This window comes from Acinetobacter sp. FDAARGOS_558, from assembly GCF_003937785.1.
Lineage (GTDB): Bacteria > Pseudomonadota > Gammaproteobacteria > Pseudomonadales > Moraxellaceae > Acinetobacter > Acinetobacter baumannii.
Genome location: NZ_RKJH01000001.1, coordinates 1,603,391 through 1,617,189, shown reverse-complemented (window position 1 = coordinate 1,617,189; position 13,799 = coordinate 1,603,391). Strand labels below are relative to the sequence as shown.

The following is a 13,799-nucleotide window of genomic DNA, read 5'->3' as shown; positions in this document are numbered from 1 at the left end:
TAAATCTTAAATAGCCCGTAAAAAATAAAGCAATGCAACAGAATGACTTGACGAAAAGTTTGGTAGAGGCTTTTTTGTATTTGGCTCCTCAAGAAGGGCTATATCCCACTCATATTTCAAATATCACCCTGATGAGGGTAGATCATTCCACACAGCCGGTTGCTGTATTGCAAGAGCCTTCCATTGTTTTAGTCATTCAGGGTGTAAAACGGGCTTATATCGGAAAAGATATTTTTAAGTTTCAACAAGGACAGTGTTTATTTATCTCAATTGCTATCCCTTTTGATTGCGATACCTTGGTTGAGCGTGAACCAATGCTTGCAATTGCGATTAAATTTGAACCTCAAATGATGGCTGAGCTGGCGACTAAAATGGATAAAGAGCAGCGACCACTTATAGAAGATTTTGATAACAAAGAGATAAAACTGAGCTGTGGTTTAAATATTATTGAAATGAACTCGGTTATATCTGATGTTGCTTTACGTTTGTTGAACTTACTTCGTTCCAAGCAAGATACTGCAATCTTAGGAGAGCAGGTGAAACGAGAACTTATTTATCGGGTTTTACAAGCCGGCGGTGGTGATTTTATCCAGAACCTTTCGGTTATTATGAGCCGAAGTGGAGTGATTTATACGATTTGTGAAATTATTCAAAGAGATTATTATCGTAACTTAACGGTTCAGGAGTTGGCTAAACAAGCAGGAATGAGCGTTTCGCTTTTTCATCAAGCTTTTAAGAAAGTTACCAACTATTCTCCATTACAGTACATCAAAATTACTCGGTTACATAAGGCCCGTGATCTAATCCTAAATAACCAAATGGGCGTTGCAGAAGCTGCCTATGAAGTAGGATATGTGAGTGCCTCACAGTTTAGTCGAGAGTTTAAGCGGCTGTTTGGAGTTCCACCTAAATTATCAACAAACTAAAGTAAATTAACACGTCTTAAATATAAACCAAACATGGAGCATATCAATGAATCTTCCGACAATCATGAAAATTGTTGAAATTACGGTTCCTGGCGGACCTGAGGTTTTAAAACTTCAAGATTCAAATGTTCCGGTACCTCAAGCTGATGAAGTTTTAATTGAGGTTAAAGCCGCTGGAATTAACCGCCCTGACGTCTTACAGCGTATGGGGTTATATCCAATGCCTAAAGGGGTTACTCAAATCCCTGGACTTGAAGTCGCTGGAGTAGTGGTTGCTGTGGGTGAGCAAGTGCAACAGTTTAAAGTCGGGGACAAGGTTTGTGCTTTAACCAATGGTGGCGGGTATGCAGAATACTGTGCGGTAACTGCAACTCAAGTATTGCCAATACCTGAGAATTTATCATTTACTCAAGCTGCTGCGATTCCAGAAACATTCTTTACGGTTTGGGCAAATCTTTTTGATATTGGCCGTTTAAAGAAAGATGAAACTGCCCTGATTCATGGCGGTGCAAGTGGGATCGGAACAACTGCTTTAGCTATTTGCCATGCTTTAGGGATTAAAACTTTTGCTACGGTTGGTAGTGAAGATAAAGTTGAAGCACTCTCTGAATTAACCACAGCAATTAATTATAAAACCCAAGATTTTGAGCAGGAAATTTTGAACCATACTCAAGAACAAGGTGTTGATGTTATTTTGGATATTGTGGGTGGCTCTTATTTTCAGAAAAACTTAAATCTATTAAAACGTGATGGCCGACTTGTCATTATTGGCTTTATGGGAGGTCGAATTGCAAAAGAATTTGACTTGCAGAAACTGATCTTAAAACGCGCAACGATTACAGGCTCAACGATGCGAGCGCGTAATAGCCAAGAAAAAGCACAGATCGCTCAGTCATTACATGAACATGTGTGGCCGTTATTGGCACAAGGCAAGTGTTTACCACAAATCTATAAAACCTATGCTTTTTCAGATGTACAAAGTGCTCATGCATGTATGGAGCAGGGCGACCATATTGGAAAGATCGTTTTAGACATGAATGCTTAATCTTATCTGTGACAGTTTAGGTGAATGACATGTTTGCCTAAACTGAAATTTTATAATTATTAATTGTGCCTATTTCTATATAAAAATTGCCAAATTCTATTGGCTTGTTGCACCTGTTTCTTGATCTGAATATACATTTACTAAGAAATAATAACTGTCTTAAAGCTGTTATTTCGCTCTTCAATTCTAAAGGATGGTAACCATGAATACCCCAGCATCAAATGATAAAAATCCAACTCCAGATTTAGCTGAAGATAATGCGTTCTTCCCATCACCATATTCACTGAGTCAATATACTTCTCCTAAAACAGATTACGATGGCACAACCTATCCAACGCCGTATGCGGGCAATAAAAAGGTCTTAATGATTGCAACTGATGAACGTTATATCCAGATGCAAAACGGTAAGTTCTTTTCTACCGGAAACCATCCAGTAGAAATGCTTTTGCCAATGTTCCATTTAGATAATGCCGGATTTGAAATTGATGTTGCGACACTTTCAGGTAATCCAGCCAAACTTGAAATGTGGGCAATGCCAAAGCAAGAACAGGTGGTATTAGATACTTTCCAGAAATATGCAGATAAATTAAAAAATCCGTTAAAACTTGCCGATATTTTAGAAAATGTAGTCGGTGAAAACTCTCCATATGCGGCTGTATTTATTCCGGGTGGGCATGGGGTATTAGCGAAGATTCCGCATAGCCTTGCAGTGAAGACAGTTCTTAAATGGGCAGTTGAACAAGACAAATTTATTATTACGTTATGTCATGGTCCAGCTTCGTTACTGGCTGCCGCAGTAGATGAACAGCCTGAGAATTATATTTTTAAAGATTATCAAATTTGTGTATTCCCTGACTCGTTAGATAAGGGAGCGAATATTGATATTGGTTACATGCCTGGAGCTTTACCGTGGTTAGTCGGTGAAAACCTTGAAAAACTCGGTGTGAAGATTTTGAACACTGGCATTACTGGTCAATGTCATCGAGACCGTAAATTGTTAACGGGCGATAGTCCGCTTGCTTCTAATAATTTAGGCAAACTTGCAGCTGAAACATTGTTGGCTGAAGTGAAGGATTAATTCACTAAAAGTGTGCGCCCTGCGGGACTCGAATTAATTATTTAAAATATTGTTTTTTATAATTATTTTATTTTCAATTATTTTTGATACCGTAACTCGTACCGTAAAAAGTAAAACCCTCAAACAAATAAGGCATCCTTTTTAGGATGCCATTCTGTGCTTTTCTATCCAACAGTCTATATCAGATTCAAGCCATCTCGCAATTTTTCTTTTACCCTCCCCAAATAGCATTGAAGGAGGGAAATAGCCTGTTTTCATCCAGTCATAAATAGTTGACTTTGGAAGGCTGGTTTTTAACTCAACCGCCTTCAAGTCAAGCAAACGACTTTGCTTTTCTGACATTCACCCCTCCTTACTTTCCGCTTTTCTAAAATCAGTACCTTCTGGATCTATCCCAAAATATTCACAAATTTCTGTAGCTTTTGTCGCACCTGGCCCATGTCTGGATACATGAACCCAATTCAAAACGTACTTTGGCTTTTTACTATTCATGAGAGCCATTAGATAAAGTTGCTCAAAGTTAAATTCACTCATCCCTCAGCTCCCGATTCAACATCCAACAACATGCTGCCTTCCTCTGGATATTCGGTCATCCAAAAGTAATAGCCTTTGCCACTGTGCCCATCTTCAAAAAATTTAATAGTTAGTTCAGTTTCAAGTTGATCCAAATCATTTTCACCATCTGGATTTACAAATTCGAGAAGGCTTTTTAATTGGTGACCATTAAGAGTTATGCTCATTGTTCAGCTCCCGATTCGCTTGCTGCTTCAACCATTGCCTTATATCCATTTTTACTCAGCGTCGACATCGGCGCGACTGAATATCGTTCATATGCTTGGAGCATCTTTTCAGTTGGTACTCTTGGTAAAAGAACATACCCCTCTGGCACCGCCTGAGCTTTGGCTTTTTCTAGCTCTGCTCTAAGTCTGTCAATTTCACATGCTGCATGGTGACAAATAACACGTAATTCATCTTCGTTATATTCATCTGCATGCATCATCATTAAATGACTGATTTCGGTGCCAAATTGACTATCACCATCAAAGACCCAAACAGCACCATCATCTTGCTCAAAGCGTAGATTAACTTCACTTTCCTTATTCAAATCTGTCATGCTGCTGCTCCTTAGCTCGGTCTTTTATTGAATTTGTCGAACGTTGCCATGAACTGATCAACACTGAATTGAATTGTTTTCTTGGCATTGTGCGGTTCAAATTGAGCAGCATATAAAGCCATACCAAGCCACATTACTGAGAATGTGAAAACCTTTGCTGAGTCTTTATCTTGGCTATTCATTTCATCAACCATAGGCCCAATAATTTTCTTAAAAATCTCTTCTGCGATCTGGTCAGAAGTACCGCTAATTGTGTTTAATTCGATTTGTTTCATGCTGCCACCTTTGCCTTAATGCGCTCTTGATATAACTTTGCGTAGTACTCTTGAGCATGTGGAATTTTGTCTTTGATCTTCTGGATCATTGCTTCGTCACGTTTGTAGGTGACAGTTGTTAAACGTTCTCTAAGATCGATACGCTCAACTAAATCAATTAGCTGTTCTCGGTCATCCCAATCATTTGTAAGCTCGACAGGGCAAGGGAGTAGCCAGAAATCAACCATTGCTTGTTCACAGTCGTAAAGCCACATGTAGCCTTGCATCTGCCAGTCATAACCGGCTTTCTTTGCCTTTTCTTCTGCTTCATCTTGAAAGAAGGGATGAGTACCAATATCCCAAGTACATTTAGTGTCGATGATCAACTTGTTATTTAGGTCAAGAATGTCACATTCACCAGTGATTAGTTCATTTTCCAAACGGCCTTGATGTTTTAAGTACTGACGAAAACGAACCTTGCCAGACAGGCTAATTGCAATTTCTTCAAGCGCATTACCTTTAGCCGTGTACTGGTTTCCTTTGAAAGACTTGAACGTGGTCAAGTCCTCCTTAACGATTGTTCTGATCTCAGTCTTAGCTGTATCGCTAAGAACTGAGCCTTTAGTTTTAGAGTCGCCTATAAGCTTATTTAGGCTTGAGCATCGGAATAGCTTCATAGTGCATTTACCTCAGCTATTTGTGCATTAGTAAGTGCATAGCCTTCTAATACATACTCTTTAGTAACTGCATCGGCTTTGATCTGCTCTAAGAGAACCGGGAACTCGTTGTCTGGTACAGTTGGTTTAACTTCCTGAACTTCTCCAACTTCCTTCACAGTGACATTTTTAAACCAGTCTTTAGGTGAACTCATGCCATCACGTAAGCTAGTGAAAATCTTGCGAAGCGCAACGATATTGGCTGCTGTAATAGCATCAAGACGACGCTGAATGTAATCTTCAATGTCTTTCTTGGTGACGTTAAATTGCTCAAAGGCAACAACAAGTTTTTGTACAGCTTCTGGTGAAGTATCAGCACTTGCATGGATTGTCTTTTCGCACTGATTAACAGCATCATCAATCACATCACCCGGTATTACACCTAAGATGCATGCACGTAGACGACGAGCGCCATTATTTGCAACCAATTCATAAATATCGCGTGGATCTGTTAATTTTTTAGATCCATTGCGTGTATAACGAATATGTGGAACCTGAAAAACCTTTGTTTGACGGGTATTTGTTTCAACATCCCAAGCAAATGCTTCAACCGTAGATTCGCCATTTTCAGAAGATAATTCGCGGATACCGTACTGAATATTCCCCCAATTCTGAGCAAGCATTTCTGCAAGCCGAATTGATGGACCAGTTACTGAACTACCACCACGAGCATAAGAATAAACAGCCGATTGAGCCAAGCCGGGACGCTGGCAAGCATTCATAATCCGGTCATAAGCTTCAATTGGGTTTCGTGGGAACTGCTTAGCAATAACTAAAGCAGCTTGAACCTCTGCAATTGCACGTTGACTATCAGATTGAACTGTAGACATTGCTTGAGTTGTAGGAGCAGCTACTGCAAAAGGGTTCTGTCCTGAGTGTTGCACTGGCGCATTCATAATCTTCTCCTAATTCTTTTCTACTGGGCTATTTGGGCGTTCCATCCAATATTTAACTTGGATAAGTAGAAGCTCTTCACCACTTGAGTTTGAAGTCCATAAGGTTTGCTCTTCACCGAAGTCTTCACCATTCTCACCATAAGGCCCATCGACATAATCAGTATTTAAAGTTCCTTCGTGGATGATGTCGTATTTGTCTAAAAACAGAACTCTTACGCCTTCTTCTGGTAATTACTCCTCACAACTAATCCACTCCATCACCCACCTCTCAACTCATTTCTAATTTCAGCCAATCTTTTTAACGTTTCACTTAGGTAGGCGATTTTTGTCTTAATAGAGAACTGATCACCTAGCTCTAATTGGATTTGTTCAGTACCTCGGCCCACATAACGCAAGTGAATCCAATTGCCGCCATCAGTGATGACTGTATCTTTCTCACTAGAAAGTGGGAGCAGGGCATTTACAGAATCTTTAATAAGAGCTTGAAGTCTTGATACTTCGATAATTTCAGGATGTGCATTCATGACATTCACCATGGAGCGCTTAAATGCGCTCTCTAATCCCTGATTCGATAAGATCTTTAATCTCAACTACGTCTAAACGATGAACGTAAGCTAAGACCTCGCCATCTTCGTCATAAACGCGAATGTCTTTAATCTCGTTAATTTCAACTTCACGCCAAGCTTGATAGCCGTTGCCATCAATTGAATACTGAGCATCAAAATCAACTTCTAAAGTGAACTTTTCATTTGCAGTTTGAAGTACTGCTTGTTCATTTTCAGGGTCGATTGATTCAACTTTGAAAGGAGCTGCAACCGTTACAGGTTCGTTATTAGCAGGGGTGAAGGCATAAGCAGCAGTTAGAGCACTAACTACTCCTACGAATCCCATGGATTTGACTATGTTGGCTTTTATATTCATACTTATCTCCGCATTAGATGCAAACCGCCTAGACTTCGAACCCTATGGCGGTTTTTGTTTGTCGATGAGAAGATAGTAAGGTAACTTACCAAAATGGTCAAGAGAAATGGTAATTAAAATTACTTTTTATTTTTGTTAACTTACTTTTTATTTGATAGATAAAAGAAAACCCGCACATGGCGGGTAATGAAAATTAGCTAATTTTAGCCTGCGCGCCACACCTGGCGCCCAATAACCTTAAAATTCAATCCATTTTGTTCAGTAACAATCCTATCGCGATACTTTTCATTAAAGCTATGCAGAACTAAAGAGCCATCAGCTTCTTTGAAAATCTGTTTTATCATTCCTTCACCTGCAAAGTAAATTGCATAAATCTCACCATCTATGATTTCGGTTTGAGATAAGTCGATACCCACAAGGTCCTGATCATGAATGTAATCAGCCATACTGTCGCCTTTAGCTTTAATGAGCCTTAAGCATTTAGGGTCCACCATCTTTCTTTGAAAGAACGAAGGAGGGAACGGATATTTTTCATTAATTACATCAAAATGGAATTCAATTGATTCCCCAGTACCACACGAAAAGTTAGCTTCCACAACATCAATCCATATATAACCGTTGACCTCATCAAACTCGACAACATCAGGTTCAATGATACTGTCTGTGTCAAATGAAGCTTCTTCTTTAGTAGTTAGTCCATGCTTATTAATAAAGTCTTGAATATTAAAATTAGTAAGATTTTTAGGCTCTTTACCTTTCAAGAGGTACTCTGTAGAGCTACCCAAGGCTTTGGCTAATGCCATTAAGCTTTCATGCTTAGGTACGTTTTCGTCTTTTTCCCAGTAAATAACAGAAGTTTTAGACACACCAACAAGATCAGCTAAAGCTTGTTGTGTAAGTTTTTTCCGTTTACGCAGATTTTTCAAGCGAATACCAAGCGTTTCCATTTTAATTCCACCAGCAGAACGTAAGTTATCTTACCAATTGACTTGGTAAGTTTTATGTAGTTTAATAAGGTAAGTTAAATTACTTTATGGGTAAGTTAGATGACTAAGTCAGAAGCTTTAACCCTGCTTAACTGCACTGTTACACAGTTAGCAGCGAAGTTAGGGATTTCTCACAATGCAATCAGTCAGTGGGACGAGTCAAAAATACCATTAGCACGTGAATACCAAATACGTGACCTTGCTGATGGTAAACAACCATTAAAAAGAACTGCTGCGGCATCTTAAGGAAAGTTTTATGAGTCTTGATAAAAATTCTACGCATGTGCGTTTGTCTCCCGAAAATCATCAACGAGCAAAAGTCTTAGCAAATTTCAAAGGTAAGAACTTGGCTCAGTATCTCGCTTGGCTTCTTGAAAAAGAAATCGCTGGCGAGTGGCACATTCTTAATATAGAGGCAAAAAACATGGAGCGCTTGGGATTAACAGGTTTGATAAGGGAGCTTAGTACTGAAGTCGAAATCGACGAGGGATTAGAAGGGATTACTGGGAATCAAGGGCAATAAAAAACCGCTTCCTGCGCGAACAGGTTAGCGGTCACGTTCAATCGGAGAGAACCAAATGAACTATTCAATATTAGCAGACATTGAACTAAATCGGAAGATTAGTTTGTTTCAAAAAGCGGTTGAGGCTTATGCAACAGAACGCAGTTTAAAAAACTCGGTCGCTGTAGCTGAGGCTAAAAGTAACTTGGAGCGTCATTACTATGAATCCTACAGCTTTGCGGTTCATAAGGGAGTATGAGCATGGAGTTTATGAAGGTGCGAAATATGCACGCCAATATGGCGATCTTCAAAGGCTTTACGATGCTTCAAGTGATGAATTCTTCATTGAAGAAATCAACGATGCTTATGAAGAGTTTAAGAGGAGCTTGGTATGACTAGTTTTATTTCTAATGCATTCCAGATTCCTAATGACCTAATAGATAACGGACATATGGCTAAGATGAAGGGTGCAGCTTTGCCTTGTTATCTTCTCATTGTTCGTAAAACGCGTGGCTGGAATAAACAAGCAGATAGCATCAGCCTATCTCAGTTTGTAAAAGCTACTGGATACAACAAGGATACTGTACAAAAAGGCCTATTAATTTTGGAAGAGATGGGTGTAATTATCCGCCTTGAAACTGACAAACAAATTAATGAATGGTCTCTAACTGACCAGATAATTACCACTGAAAACCATACTAAAAATTCGCCTAGCGAAAATTTAGCTATGCTAAAAAATAGTACGGAACCATACGAAAATTTAGTATCAAACCATACTAAAAATTCGCCACACAATAACAATAATAAAAACAAAGAAAAACAAGGGGTGGGTTACTCAGAAAACTTTGAGAAGTTCTGGTCTGCATATCCAACTTGTAAACGTAAATCAGACAAGTCTGGCACTTATAAAACTTTCACAAAGCATGAAGGAAGTTTTGCGATTGAAACACTTCTTTCAGTTCTTGAAAAACAAAAATCTGATGTCTCTTGGACAAAGCAGGATGGTGAGTTCATTCCATCACCTAGCGCTTGGTTAAACCAAAAACAATGGGAAAACGAGTATTGGTTTCAAGTCAATAGCCCTGTGGTAGCTCCTGATTTCTCTAATGCCCAATTGCAATATGGAGACTGGTAATGAGTACAAACATTCAAAATATGACAATTGAGCAGAGTGTGCTAGTCGCTTTGATGACAGTGAGCCATTCCCTTGAGGTTGTCGCAAATGATCTTACCGAAGAACATTTTTACGCTGGTCGTCACAAGATTATCTACAAGGCGATTGTTGAGCTTGCTAATGCTGATAAGCCATATGACTCAGTGTTTGTCTGCAAGCATCTACAAGAGCGAAACCTTCTCAATGATATTGGTGGAGAAGAGTATTTAATTGAACTTAACAGTGCGGTTGGTAGCGTACACCATTTGGAATATTTTGTTGCTGAGTTGAATAAACTTAAGCAGCATCGCGAAGTTGAAGATATTGGTCTCTCGATTGCGGAGTGCGCTAAAGATCTGACTATCACTGATGTTTACTTAGCTGCTGAGAATTTATTTAGTTCATCTAGTAATTCTATTGAGCAAAAGCAAACAGGTTTTGATTTTAACCAGGCTTTAGAAAAAACACTTGAGCGATTTGAGAAAAAGATTGCTCAGAAAGAACAAAAGGGCTTCATAGGTGTTCAGTTCAATATTCCTCATCTTGATAATCTTTTGGGAACAATTGAAAAGGGTCATTTTTGTGTAATTGGTGGTCGTCCGGGCAGTGGTAAATCAACTCTTGCTCAGATGTGTGCAATGCAAACTGCTAAGCGCTACAACATGCCAGTCTTGTTTATCTCTGCTGAGATGGATACGCCGACCCTAACCAACCGCATGATCTCGGCATTAGGTGCAATCCCGTATAACAATCTTCACAACGGTGAAATCTATGACGGGATGTTTGAGAAGCTTACTGCAACTATTGCTCAATTTAGAAACCTGCCAATTTTTATTGAAGAAAAGCAAAAGCCAACGATTGCTGAAATCCAAAGTTATGCGCGCAAAGCGAAGCGTAAGTACAAGGCTTTGGGCTGCATCATTGTTGATTATATTGGCTTAATCCGAGACCCATCTAAGAAGGATCGCGTTCAAGAAGTTGCATCAATCAGTCGTGACTTAAAAGCTATGGCAAAAGAGTTTGATTGCCCAGTAATTGCATTGGCTCAACTTAACCGTGGAGCAGAAGGACACAAGCCAGTAGCAAGTGATCTTAAGGATTCTGGACAGATTGAACAGGATGCAGACCAAATCATCATGGTTCATCCAATCCTCGAAAAAGAGACTAATGCGCCAACTGGTGTAACCGAGTTAATTATTGCCAAAAATCGTCACGGTAAGCGTGGATCTGTAAAGGTTCAGGATCGCTTAGATATTTGTCGTTTCGTAGGCATGTCATTCCCAGTGGAAGAGAGAGGTGCAGCGTGACTCTATCAGAAATTAAATTCCGATTAATCACAATCGCAGAAAAAAGAAAGCGTCCTTACTTCGACATGATTGTAGTTAGAGAAGTGTATGAGGCATTCAAAAACAACACCTACCACGAATTAAAAAATTACGTGCTTGCTGAAATGGAAGTTTCTGTTTTGAACATGGTGGAGTTAGGCAGATGAACTACAAGGAAATGATGGCATTGCGTTGTGCTTACAACCATGGATTAAAGACTGCTGAAACAAGAGCAGCTGCATGTTTGTACGTAAAACTTAGAAGAGCCGGCCTGTTAGAGCAGCTTAAAGCACAACAAGAAACTCCAGCACCTACTGCTCGAAAGAAGATTTCAGAGAGAGCCAATCCAAATGATGTAAACCAACTCGTTAATTGGATGACTTCAAAATATGGAAGGCAAGCTGCACTTGCTAGACAGCTAGGGGTTAGTGCTTGTCTGGTTGAGAGAGTTAAAAACACTGGGACATGCACACAAGAAACATTATCGCGCCTAAAGACTGCCCAGCAAAATATCATCAAATTGGAGAAGAAGAATGAGAATAAGCGAAAAAGAGTTTGAGTCAATTCAAAACAAGCGGAATAACGCACAAAAAGGCACATTACAGCGCGATAAAGGCAAAAGTGATGCGTATGTACCACTTAAGGCAAAAATAGCTGATACAAGCGAAATTAGAGCGTTTTACGAAGATGGCTTAAAAGTCATTTTGGATTGTGAAATTAAAACTGCACCACCTTCAGTAAATCACTACTGGGTAGCTTCTGGAAAAAGAAGATTTTTAAGCAATAAAGCACGTGATTTTCATGATTTGGTTCGACAAGTTGTGCCGGCTCATAAATCAACTGCACGACTCAAATTAGAAGTGACTTTTCATTTCCCTACACGTCAATGCCGAGACATCGATAACTACCTCAAAGCGACTATCGATAGCTTAGTGAAATGCGGTCTGTGTGTGGACGATGAACAGTTCGATGAGCTTCTAGTAAAGCGTGGAAATGTCATCAAAGGCGGGCTTATTAAGCTCAAGGTTAGCGAGGTTTAGGAGATGAACATGCGTGTTGATAGTACAGCTTTTACAGACGACCCTCGCGCACGCGCGCGTTTTATCGAATCTAGAAAAAAAGCCAAAGGATTCTTGCTCAAACGCCGAGGCTATAAACGCCCAGACTTCAACCGCATGATTCTAGATTTACGCAACCTTGGATGGTCACACGAAAAGATTGCATACGTCCTTGATGTGTCGGGTGGCAGCACTGTTTCTTCTTGGTCTACTGGATCCATTCCAGAGTACATCCACGGTGAGCAATTCATCATGTTGTGGCAAGAACAAACAGGCATTGAGCGCGTACCACGTGAAGGCGAATGGCAAACATATAGATATGACATTGGGCAGCTTGATCTACTTGAAACTTTAGATGTTTTCGCTGCTCAGTTAGATGAGGAATTACAACAATGAAACCAGAACAGTTTATTCGTGAGTACGGGGTGGAGAAGGCGAGAGAGGTTGTTGAAGGCATCCCAAGCAAATATATGGAGTGTTACTACTCAACATTATGCTACTGCACCAAAGCAAAAAAGTATTCAGATCGTTTTAATCCAAGAATTGAACTTGTGAACATGGCGGATCTCAAACGCTTGGTGGAGTCTATTGATTTAGTCGAATCATGGGGTGGCATTGAGGACTTAAAACTATATGACTTGTCTCATTGCAAAGATAAACCTGAATCTGCTGGATACAAGCTGCTTAAAGCAATTGCTGATTACGAATCAATATACGGAGGCGGGGATGAATAGTATCTGGTTTACGTTGTTCTTCTGCTTATGCTGCTTCATTTGGGGTTTTGCATATTCGTATGGCAGTTGGATTGAGAAAGCAACTAATGGCCAGCCTTTTGAATCGAAAGGCAAGGTCTACAAAATCATTGAATTGGATGTTGTGGAGAAAGGAGCCAGCCATGAGTGAGTTTAAAGTCGGGGATAAGGTTGTTTTGAAAAACAGTAGCCAAGACAAGGTAATGACTATTCAAGAATGCTACAAGGAATTCATTCGAGCATATTGGGATGACAAACATTATTCATTTGCTCATGAAGTTAATTTTCGTTTTGCCACCCCCGAAGAAATCGCATTAGGCCACCGCATTGATAAACCATCGGACTCGAGGGAATTAGAAACCCTAGACAAACTAGAAAACCACATCAGCCCGCTGTGTAAATCAAAGGATGTTTGAGATGGATAAGTGCAGAGAAGAATTTGAGAAACATTTTTTAAGTTTGAAATTTGCCACAGAAGGAGTTGCTCAAACTGTTCTTGACGCTTGCACCTTTGATAAAGATCAAAATGTATATCTTCCTAACATGGAATGGTTTTTACATAACGATGATCAAGAAGGTGTTGTGTATTGCAGTATGTTAAACACTTGCTACATGTCGTTTCAGAGCCGCCAGACCGAGGTAGATGAGCTGCAAAACCTATATACACAACAAGGCATAAATATGCTGAAGCTGCAAAAGCGGGTGGATGCGGCACTTAAGTTAATCGAATCATGGAATGAAATTGCTTTTGATAAAACCACTCATTGGACAGAAGGTTATGAAGAAGGCTGCTACCACTGTGCAGCGCAGTTAGAGCAAGCGCTCAAGGGGGAAGGATGAAAGACTTTGCGGTAGCAATTATCTACGGTGCAGCGCTATTCGTATCAATTAAGTATGCATGGCGTGGGTACAACGGTGAGCTTTCAACACCTGCAATTATGGAGTGGTTTGGCAGAGGATTCTTTTTTGCTTGGGGCGTGATAGCGGCAACATTAACTGTGTTTTTGATTATTCGTTTAATTACGGAGTATGTCAAATGACCACATTCAAAGAATGCAACCATATCTACCAAT

26 protein-coding genes are annotated in these 13,799 nt (G+C 39.8%); 16 read left to right on the top strand and 10 right to left on the bottom strand.

The genetic code is table 11. The annotated features are described in order from the left end of the window. Positions 1–32 precede the first annotated feature (32 nt). The 3 genes from EGT34_RS07735 to hchA all read left to right on the top strand — a co-directional run bounded on the left by EGT34_RS07735 (position 33) and on the right by hchA (position 3,049). The gene (locus tag EGT34_RS07735; RefSeq protein ID WP_024437062.1) at positions 33–926 is read left to right on the top strand and encodes an AraC family transcriptional regulator; all 894 of its coding nucleotides are present in this window, start codon (positions 33–35) and stop codon (positions 924–926) included. Between the two features lie 46 nt (positions 927–972). After that, the gene (locus EGT34_RS07730; protein ID WP_001053061.1) at positions 973–1,971 is read left to right on the top strand and encodes an NAD(P)H-quinone oxidoreductase; all 999 of its coding nucleotides are present in this window, start codon (positions 973–975) and stop codon (positions 1,969–1,971) included. A gap of 202 nt (positions 1,972–2,173) precedes the next feature. Then, a complete protein-coding gene (gene hchA / locus EGT34_RS07725) occupies positions 2,174–3,049 on the top strand; it encodes a glyoxalase III HchA (protein WP_024437063.1) in 876 nt (291 codons plus the stop codon). Between the two features lie 141 nt (positions 3,050–3,190). Here hchA and EGT34_RS07720 read toward each other — a convergent pair whose 3' ends face one another. The 10 genes from EGT34_RS07720 to EGT34_RS07675 all read right to left on the bottom strand — a co-directional run bounded on the left by EGT34_RS07720 (position 3,191) and on the right by EGT34_RS07675 (position 7,897). Continuing rightward, the gene (locus EGT34_RS07720) at positions 3,191–3,391 is read right to left on the bottom strand and encodes a helix-turn-helix transcriptional regulator (protein WP_001291525.1); all 201 of its coding nucleotides are present in this window, start codon (positions 3,389–3,391) and stop codon (positions 3,191–3,193) included. Beyond that, positions 3,392–3,583 (bottom strand): hypothetical protein, encoded by a 192-nt coding sequence (locus tag EGT34_RS07715; protein WP_001288762.1) that lies wholly within the window; start codon positions 3,581–3,583, stop codon positions 3,392–3,394. It lies immediately after the preceding gene. Beyond that, entirely contained in the window at positions 3,580–3,789 is a 210-nt protein-coding gene (locus tag EGT34_RS07710; protein ID WP_000028947.1) for a hypothetical protein, read from the bottom strand. Before EGT34_RS07710 ends, EGT34_RS07715 begins: the two co-directional genes overlap by 4 nt. Next, positions 3,786–4,163, bottom strand: coding sequence for a hypothetical protein (locus tag EGT34_RS07705; protein WP_024437064.1), 378 nt, complete (start codon positions 4,161–4,163; stop codon positions 3,786–3,788). Before EGT34_RS07705 ends, EGT34_RS07710 begins: the two co-directional genes overlap by 4 nt. Before the next feature lie 11 nt (positions 4,164–4,174). Then, positions 4,175–4,438 (bottom strand): hypothetical protein, encoded by a 264-nt coding sequence (locus EGT34_RS07700; protein ID WP_024437065.1) that lies wholly within the window; start codon positions 4,436–4,438, stop codon positions 4,175–4,177. After that, positions 4,435–5,094 (bottom strand): hypothetical protein, encoded by a 660-nt coding sequence (locus EGT34_RS07695; RefSeq protein WP_024437066.1) that lies wholly within the window; start codon positions 5,092–5,094, stop codon positions 4,435–4,437. Before EGT34_RS07695 ends, EGT34_RS07700 begins: the two co-directional genes overlap by 4 nt. Then, complete coding sequence (locus EGT34_RS07690; protein WP_000993558.1) at positions 5,091–6,029, bottom strand: hypothetical protein; 939 nt, start codon at positions 6,027–6,029, stop codon at positions 5,091–5,093. The genes EGT34_RS07695 and EGT34_RS07690 overlap by 4 nt, the downstream gene beginning before the upstream one ends. Positions 6,030–6,286: 257 nt before the next feature. After that, entirely contained in the window at positions 6,287–6,553 is a 267-nt protein-coding gene (locus tag EGT34_RS07685; protein WP_000991219.1) for a hypothetical protein, read from the bottom strand. Positions 6,554–6,572: 19 nt separating this feature from the next. Next, positions 6,573–6,920 carry a hypothetical protein gene (locus EGT34_RS07680; protein WP_171068622.1) on the bottom strand — a complete coding sequence of 116 codons (348 nt, stop codon included), beginning with the start codon at positions 6,918–6,920 and terminating at the stop codon, positions 6,573–6,575. Positions 6,921–7,153: 233 nt separating this feature from the next. Continuing rightward, entirely contained in the window at positions 7,154–7,897 is a 744-nt protein-coding gene (locus EGT34_RS07675) for an XRE family transcriptional regulator (protein ID WP_031971876.1), read from the bottom strand. A 99-nt stretch (positions 7,898–7,996) separates the two neighbouring features. Here EGT34_RS07675 and EGT34_RS07670 point away from each other — a divergent pair, with 99 nt between their 5' ends. From EGT34_RS07670 to EGT34_RS07610, 13 genes are all read left to right on the top strand, one after another. After that, positions 7,997–8,182 carry a Cro/CI family transcriptional regulator gene (locus EGT34_RS07670; protein WP_024437069.1) on the top strand — a complete coding sequence of 62 codons (186 nt, stop codon included), beginning with the start codon at positions 7,997–7,999 and terminating at the stop codon, positions 8,180–8,182. A 10-nt stretch (positions 8,183–8,192) separates the two neighbouring features. Further along, positions 8,193–8,459 (top strand): hypothetical protein, encoded by a 267-nt coding sequence (locus EGT34_RS07665; RefSeq protein ID WP_024437070.1) that lies wholly within the window; start codon positions 8,193–8,195, stop codon positions 8,457–8,459. Between the two features lie 55 nt (positions 8,460–8,514). Continuing rightward, a complete protein-coding gene (locus tag EGT34_RS21245) occupies positions 8,515–8,697 on the top strand; it encodes a hypothetical protein (RefSeq protein ID WP_038405953.1) in 183 nt (60 codons plus the stop codon). Then, positions 8,660–8,833: a hypothetical protein gene (locus tag EGT34_RS21015; RefSeq protein ID WP_162899104.1), complete on the top strand. Its 174-nt coding sequence runs from the start codon at positions 8,660–8,662 to the stop codon at positions 8,831–8,833. Before EGT34_RS21245 ends, EGT34_RS21015 begins: the two co-directional genes overlap by 38 nt. Next, positions 8,830–9,573: a replication protein gene (locus tag EGT34_RS07655; protein WP_024437071.1), complete on the top strand. Its 744-nt coding sequence runs from the start codon at positions 8,830–8,832 to the stop codon at positions 9,571–9,573. Before EGT34_RS21015 ends, EGT34_RS07655 begins: the two co-directional genes overlap by 4 nt. Beyond that, positions 9,573–10,898 carry a replicative DNA helicase gene (locus tag EGT34_RS07650; protein ID WP_024437072.1) on the top strand — a complete coding sequence of 442 codons (1,326 nt, stop codon included), beginning with the start codon at positions 9,573–9,575 and terminating at the stop codon, positions 10,896–10,898. Before EGT34_RS07655 ends, EGT34_RS07650 begins: the two co-directional genes overlap by 1 nt. A gap of 181 nt (positions 10,899–11,079) precedes the next feature. After that, positions 11,080–11,475, top strand: coding sequence for a hypothetical protein (locus EGT34_RS07640; RefSeq protein WP_024437281.1), 396 nt, complete (start codon positions 11,080–11,082; stop codon positions 11,473–11,475). Then, positions 11,450–11,956 carry a RusA family crossover junction endodeoxyribonuclease gene (locus EGT34_RS07635; RefSeq protein WP_024437280.1) on the top strand — a complete coding sequence of 169 codons (507 nt, stop codon included), beginning with the start codon at positions 11,450–11,452 and terminating at the stop codon, positions 11,954–11,956. The genes EGT34_RS07640 and EGT34_RS07635 overlap by 26 nt, the downstream gene beginning before the upstream one ends. Before the next feature lie 9 nt (positions 11,957–11,965). Further along, positions 11,966–12,370 (top strand): hypothetical protein, encoded by a 405-nt coding sequence (locus tag EGT34_RS07630; RefSeq protein ID WP_031971942.1) that lies wholly within the window; start codon positions 11,966–11,968, stop codon positions 12,368–12,370. Then, complete coding sequence (locus EGT34_RS07625; RefSeq protein ID WP_024437278.1) at positions 12,367–12,708, top strand: hypothetical protein; 342 nt, start codon at positions 12,367–12,369, stop codon at positions 12,706–12,708. The genes EGT34_RS07630 and EGT34_RS07625 overlap by 4 nt, the downstream gene beginning before the upstream one ends. Before the next feature lie 161 nt (positions 12,709–12,869). After that, on the top strand, positions 12,870–13,142 hold the full coding sequence (locus EGT34_RS07620) for a hypothetical protein (RefSeq protein ID WP_024437277.1): 273 nt from the start codon (positions 12,870–12,872) through the stop codon (positions 13,140–13,142). Position 13,143: 1 nt separating this feature from the next. Continuing rightward, complete coding sequence (locus EGT34_RS07615; RefSeq protein WP_024437276.1) at positions 13,144–13,566, top strand: hypothetical protein; 423 nt, start codon at positions 13,144–13,146, stop codon at positions 13,564–13,566. Further along, entirely contained in the window at positions 13,563–13,766 is a 204-nt protein-coding gene (locus EGT34_RS07610) for a hypothetical protein (protein ID WP_024437275.1), read from the top strand. Before EGT34_RS07615 ends, EGT34_RS07610 begins: the two co-directional genes overlap by 4 nt. Positions 13,767–13,799: the final 33 nt, after the last annotated feature.

Coding starts and splice junctions, on each gene's coding strand:
- EGT34_RS07735 (WP_024437062.1), top strand. CDS start 33: ATGCAACAGAATGACTTGACGAAAAGTTTGGTAGAGGCTTTTTTGTAT.
- EGT34_RS07730 (WP_001053061.1), top strand. CDS start 973: ATGAATCTTCCGACAATCATGAAAATTGTTGAAATTACGGTTCCTGGC.
- hchA (WP_024437063.1), top strand. CDS start 2,174: ATGAATACCCCAGCATCAAATGATAAAAATCCAACTCCAGATTTAGCT.
- EGT34_RS07720 (WP_001291525.1), bottom strand. CDS start 3,391: ATGTCAGAAAAGCAAAGTCGTTTGCTTGACTTGAAGGCGGTTGAGTTA.
- EGT34_RS07715 (WP_001288762.1), bottom strand. CDS start 3,583: ATGAGTGAATTTAACTTTGAGCAACTTTATCTAATGGCTCTCATGAAT.
- EGT34_RS07710 (WP_000028947.1), bottom strand. CDS start 3,789: ATGAGCATAACTCTTAATGGTCACCAATTAAAAAGCCTTCTCGAATTT.
- EGT34_RS07705 (WP_024437064.1), bottom strand. CDS start 4,163: ATGACAGATTTGAATAAGGAAAGTGAAGTTAATCTACGCTTTGAGCAA.
- EGT34_RS07700 (WP_024437065.1), bottom strand. CDS start 4,438: ATGAAACAAATCGAATTAAACACAATTAGCGGTACTTCTGACCAGATC.
- EGT34_RS07695 (WP_024437066.1), bottom strand. CDS start 5,094: ATGAAGCTATTCCGATGCTCAAGCCTAAATAAGCTTATAGGCGACTCT.
- EGT34_RS07690 (WP_000993558.1), bottom strand. CDS start 6,029: ATGAATGCGCCAGTGCAACACTCAGGACAGAACCCTTTTGCAGTAGCT.
- EGT34_RS07685 (WP_000991219.1), bottom strand. CDS start 6,553: ATGAATGCACATCCTGAAATTATCGAAGTATCAAGACTTCAAGCTCTT.
- EGT34_RS07680 (WP_171068622.1), bottom strand. CDS start 6,920: ATGGGATTCGTAGGAGTAGTTAGTGCTCTAACTGCTGCTTATGCCTTC.
- EGT34_RS07675 (WP_031971876.1), bottom strand. CDS start 7,897: ATGGAAACGCTTGGTATTCGCTTGAAAAATCTGCGTAAACGGAAAAAA.
- EGT34_RS07670 (WP_024437069.1), top strand. CDS start 7,997: ATGACTAAGTCAGAAGCTTTAACCCTGCTTAACTGCACTGTTACACAG.
- EGT34_RS07665 (WP_024437070.1), top strand. CDS start 8,193: ATGAGTCTTGATAAAAATTCTACGCATGTGCGTTTGTCTCCCGAAAAT.
- EGT34_RS21245 (WP_038405953.1), top strand. CDS start 8,515: ATGAACTATTCAATATTAGCAGACATTGAACTAAATCGGAAGATTAGT.
- EGT34_RS21015 (WP_162899104.1), top strand. CDS start 8,660: ATGAATCCTACAGCTTTGCGGTTCATAAGGGAGTATGAGCATGGAGTT.
- EGT34_RS07655 (WP_024437071.1), top strand. CDS start 8,830: ATGACTAGTTTTATTTCTAATGCATTCCAGATTCCTAATGACCTAATA.
- EGT34_RS07650 (WP_024437072.1), top strand. CDS start 9,573: ATGAGTACAAACATTCAAAATATGACAATTGAGCAGAGTGTGCTAGTC.
- EGT34_RS07640 (WP_024437281.1), top strand. CDS start 11,080: ATGAACTACAAGGAAATGATGGCATTGCGTTGTGCTTACAACCATGGA.
- EGT34_RS07635 (WP_024437280.1), top strand. CDS start 11,450: ATGAGAATAAGCGAAAAAGAGTTTGAGTCAATTCAAAACAAGCGGAAT.
- EGT34_RS07630 (WP_031971942.1), top strand. CDS start 11,966: ATGCGTGTTGATAGTACAGCTTTTACAGACGACCCTCGCGCACGCGCG.
- EGT34_RS07625 (WP_024437278.1), top strand. CDS start 12,367: ATGAAACCAGAACAGTTTATTCGTGAGTACGGGGTGGAGAAGGCGAGA.
- EGT34_RS07620 (WP_024437277.1), top strand. CDS start 12,870: ATGAGTGAGTTTAAAGTCGGGGATAAGGTTGTTTTGAAAAACAGTAGC.
- EGT34_RS07615 (WP_024437276.1), top strand. CDS start 13,144: ATGGATAAGTGCAGAGAAGAATTTGAGAAACATTTTTTAAGTTTGAAA.
- EGT34_RS07610 (WP_024437275.1), top strand. CDS start 13,563: ATGAAAGACTTTGCGGTAGCAATTATCTACGGTGCAGCGCTATTCGTA.